The 3,826-nt window shown below is 71.0% G+C and carries 2 protein-coding genes and 1 pseudogene; 2 read left to right on the forward strand and 1 reads right to left on the reverse strand.

The annotated features are described in order from the left end of the window. Together G6019_RS11035 and dxs are read left to right on the forward strand one after the other, a co-directional pair. Positions 1-627: pseudogene (locus G6019_RS11035) on the forward strand (class I SAM-dependent RNA methyltransferase); the annotation flags it as partial. A gap of 109 nt (positions 628-736) precedes the next feature. Then, positions 737-2,626: a 1-deoxy-D-xylulose-5-phosphate synthase gene (gene dxs / locus G6019_RS11040; protein WP_182613194.1), complete on the forward strand. Its 1,890-nt coding sequence runs from the start codon at positions 737-739 to the stop codon at positions 2,624-2,626. Positions 2,627-2,638: 12 nt separating this feature from the next. Here dxs and G6019_RS11045 read toward each other — a convergent pair. After that, positions 2,639-3,826 (reverse strand): HRDC domain-containing protein (locus tag G6019_RS11045; protein WP_194305650.1); only part of this gene is annotated, 1,188 nt, incomplete at its 5' end.

Here is a 3,826-nt window from a genome sequence, read left to right on the forward strand (position 1 = left end):
GGAGAGTGGGAGCCCGTGGCGGGCGCCCCGACCGTGACCCGGAGGGTGGGGGAGCGCACCTGGCGGTTGCCGGTCGACGCGTTCTGGCAGGCGCACAGATCCGCTGCCGCGCACTACAGCGAACTCGTCCGCACCGCCGTGTCCGGCGCCCCCGCCCTCCCCGGCGACCCGGTGGTCTGGGACCTCTACGGGGGAGCGGGCCTGTTCTCCGCCGCCGTCCTCGACGTGGTCCCCCGGGCCCGCGTGATCGTGGTCGAATCCTCGCCCGCCTCCCTCGAGGCCGTGGGATCGGCTCTCGGGATCGGCCCCGCGGTCGTCCCGGTGGCGTCGAGGGTGGAGCCGTTCCTGGAGCGGTCGAGCGGTTCCGGCGATCGCGGCGACGAACCCGACCTCGTGATCCTGGACCCGCCGAGAGGCGGCGCGGGAATCGAGGTGATGGCCACGCTCGCTCGTGGTACGGCGTCCCGCATCGTCCATGTGGGGTGCGACCCGGCCAGCCTCGCGCGCGATGTCGGGGTGCTCGTGTCAGCCGGTTGGACACTCGCGGGGATCCGCGGTGTCGCGGCGTTCCCCGCGACACACCACGTGGAGGGCCTCGCCGTCCTCGACTCACCGCGGGTGCGCTGATCCCGGTGAGCCGGGGCCGGTCGGCCGGCGGCGGGCGCGAAGACCGTTTCCCCGTAGACTGTGGGTTCGACCCTGCGGGGTGCGGCAAGGGAAGGGGCAGTCGACGGCAATGAGTGTGCTCGATCAGGTGAACGGCCCCTCCGACCTCCGTGCACTCGGATCCGACGAGCTGGTCCGGCTCTGCGGTGAGATCAGGGAGTTCCTCATCCGCAAGGTGTCCGCGACAGGTGGGCACCTCGGCCCCAATCTCGGCGTGGTGGAACTGACGGTCGCGCTACACCGCGTGTTCGACTCCCCGCGGGACCCCATCGTCTTCGACACCGGGCACCAGTCGTACGTCCACAAGATCGTCACGGGTCGGAAGGACCAGTTCGACGGTCTCAGGACGCGCGGGGGTCTGTCCGGCTATCCGTGCCGTGCGGAGAGTGAACACGACATCGTCGAGTCCTCGCACGCGACCTCGTCGCTCTCATACGCCGACGGACTCGCCAAGGCGTACTCCCTCAGCGGCCAGAACGACCGGACCGTCGTCGCGGTGATCGGCGACGGGGCGATGACAGGGGGCATGGCCTGGGAGGCGCTGAACAACATCGCCGCCGGCAAGGACCGGCCCATGGTGATCGTCGTCAACGACAACGGCCGGTCGTACTCGCCCACGATCGGCGGACTGGCCGAACGGCTCGGGGTCCTGCGTCTCCAGCCCGCGTACGAGAAGGCGATGGACCACACCAAGCGCACTCTGGGCGCCCGAAAGGATCTCCTCGGCAAGGCCGTGTACTCGATCCTGCACGGGATCAAGACGGGACTCAAGGACGTGGTCTCACCGCAGGAGTTGTTCGCCGACCTGGGTCTGAAGTACATGGGGCCCGTCGACGGGCACAATCTGGCCGCCACCGAATCGGCGTTGCGGTTGGCCAAGGACTTCGGCGGGCCGGTGGTCGTCCACGTGGTGACCCGCAAGGGCATGGGCTACGTCCACGCGGAGAACAACGTCGCCGACCAGATGCACGCGACCGGGGTCATCGACCCCGACACCGGCCGCCCGCTCTCGTCGTCGTCGTCAGTGGACTGGACGTCGGTCTTCTCAGATGAGCTGTGCGAGATCGGGGCGCAACGAGACGACGTGGTGGCCATCACCGCGGCCATGGCCGGACCGACGGGGCTGACCGCCTTCGGCGACCGGTTCCCGGATCGCATGTTCGACGTGGGCATCGCAGAGCAGCACGCGGTAGCCTCGGCCGCCGGACTTGCGCTGGGTGGGCTGCACCCCGTGGTGGCCGTCTACTCCACGTTCCTCAACCGGGCGTTCGACCAGCTGCTGATGGACGTCGCCCTTCTCGGGCTACCGGTCACCCTGGTACTCGATCGCTCCGGGGTGACCGGCCCCGACGGCGCCAGCCACAACGGGATGTGGGACCTGTCGCTGGCGGGGATCATCCCGGGCGTCCGGGTGGCCGCACCGCGCGATGCCGAGACCCTCCGCGCGGAACTCCGTGAAGCCGTGGCGGTGACGGACGGCCCGACCGTGGTGCGCTTCCCCAAGGGGTCCGTCGGTGAGCCCCTTCCGTCGTTGGAGACATCGTCGGACGGCGTGGACCGGGTGTTCGGGACCGGGGACGCCGACATCCTGGTGGTCGCGGTCGGGTCGATGGTCGCGCCGTCGACGGCGGCGGCACGGGAACTGCGGGCCGAGGGGGTATCGGTCGACGTGGTCGATCCGCGCTGGGTCTATCCCGTCCCGCAGTCGATCGTCGACTCCGCCCGTGGTCGCCGGCTCGTGGTGACGGTCGAGGACAACGGGATCCACGGCGGCGTCGGTTCGGCGGTCTCGGCGGTGCTGGAGCGCGCGGGGGTCGGTGTTGATCGACTGACCCTCGGCCTTCCGCAGGAGTTCCTCGATCACGCCTCCCGGGGCGAGATCCTCTCCGACACGGGGTTGACCGCGGAGGGGATCGCCGACGGTATCCGCCGTCGCCTCTACGACCGCGTCGAGAGCTGAGGGACGGCGGTCTCAGCCGTCCACTCTGAACCGGCGCACCGCCTCGAGCAACGGCGCCTGCGTCAGGTCGATCTGCCATCGGCGGGCACCCTCGTCCCCGAGGACCCGGTGGAGCAGCTCCGCGTCGTCGGCGGGGTCGGTGGTGGCCGCCCGCCACGCCCACAGCCGGAGCGACGACGGCTTGAGCAGCAGGCCCTGGTCGATATCGAGCTCCCGGGCGAGCGAACCGATCGCCTCGCGAGCGATGTCCAGCAGAGCGGCCGCATCCGGGTCCGTGCGCTTCCACGTGGTGTGCGGAGGATGCTCGCCGCGTGGCGCCTGACGGGCGGGTAGGTCGCCACGCCCGAGTTCGGCGGCCCACTCCAACGCGGCCAGCCAGTCGTCGGCCAGTCGTCTGCGATGCGGACCCTCGAAACCCTCGATCGCCAGGAGGTCCGACCGGTTCGTCGGCGCGGTCCGGGCCGCCTCGATGATCGCCGCGTCCGTGAGCAGTCTCTTGGGGGCGATGTCCCGCTCTGCCGCCACCCGGTCACGCGCCATCCACAACTCCCGCGCGCGGGCGAGCTGGCGGGCGTCGCGAAGTGTGCTCAGGCGGTCCAGTCGACGCCAGGGGTCCGGCGCGGTCGGAACCGGACCGGAGTCCACGAGGTGTCGACATTCCGCGTCGAACCAGTCACGCCGACCGAGCTCGTCGAGGCGGGGGAGCACCGCCTCCGCGAGGTCGTGGAGGAACAGCACGTCGTAGGCGGCGTAGTCGAGCCACGCCGGTGGCAGCGGGCGACGGGACCAATCCGCCGCCGAGTGCGCTTTGGCCAGCCCGATCCCCAGGTACTCGGAGATCATCGTGCCCAGGTTCACCCGCTCCAACCCGAGGAATCGCCCGGCGAGTTCGGTGTCGATGACAGCGCTCGGGCTGATCCCGAGTCCACGGAGTGACGGGAGGTCCTGGCTCGCGGCGTGCAGGAGCAGGGGGCGCTCGGAGAGGAGGCCGGCGAGCGGTCCGACCGTCCGGCCCGGTGTCTCGGGGTCGACCAGTAGCGCCGGCCCGTCGGCCGGACGCAGCTGCAGCAGGAAGGCGCGCTCGGAGTAGCGGATCCCTGACGCGCGTTCGACGTCCACCGCCACCGGCCCGGCGGAGGACGTGATGACGGAGGCGACCGCCCGGAGGCCGGGGGCGTCGTCGACGAAGTCGTACTCGGC

The organism is Dietzia sp. DQ12-76 (assembly GCF_014145045.1).
In the GTDB taxonomy this organism is placed as follows: Bacteria; Actinomycetota; Actinomycetes; order Mycobacteriales; family Mycobacteriaceae; genus Dietzia.